The following is a 673-nucleotide window of genomic DNA, read 5'->3' on the forward strand; positions in this document are numbered from 1 at the left end:
AGCAGCGCCCCGCCGACCAGGCCCACGACGCGCTGGTGGCGCTTGAACCAGCGCAGCGCGCGGGTGAAGCGCGCGAACGCGACCGCGGCCACCACGAAGGGGATGCCCAGGCCCAGGCAGTAGACGAAGGCGAGCAGCGCCCCGCGTCCGGCGGTCGCGTCGTCCGTGCTGACCGCCAGGCCCAGCACCGCGCCGAGGGTGGGGCCGATGCAGGGCGTCCAGCCGAGGCCGAACAGGACGCCGAGCAGCGGCGCCACGGCGACGCCGACGGCCGGCACGGTGTGCACGCGCACGTCGCGCTGCAGCCACGAGACGCCGCCCATGAAGGCCAGGCCCAGCACGATGACGACGACGCCCATGACGACGCTGATCGCCCGCTGGTGGTCCTTGAGGTCCTGTCCGACGGCGCCGAACAGCGTCCCCAGCGACACGAACACGGCGCTAAACCCGAGCACGAACAGCACGGCGCCGAGCACCATCCGCGAGCGCCGAGGCCCGTCCAGCTCGGTGACCGCCATGCCCGAGACGTACGAGAGGTAGCCCGGCAGCAGCGGCACGACGCACGGGGAGAAGAACGACAGCAGGCCCGCGGCCAGGGCGAGCGGCAGGGCGAGGACGAGCGAGCCGTCGACGACGGTCTCGCCGATGCCGGCGATCACGACGCGGACCCCTG

1 protein-coding gene is annotated in these 673 nt (G+C 73.7%); it reads right to left on the minus strand.

The features are described 5' to 3' along the window. A partial coding sequence (locus AC2W7G_RS17895; protein WP_485869617.1) for a cytochrome c biogenesis CcdA family protein occupies positions 1-659 on the minus strand: 659 nt, incomplete at its 3' end. Positions 660-673: the final 14 nt, after the last annotated feature.

The organism is Aeromicrobium sp. PFPM2_SD2 (assembly GCF_057364525.1).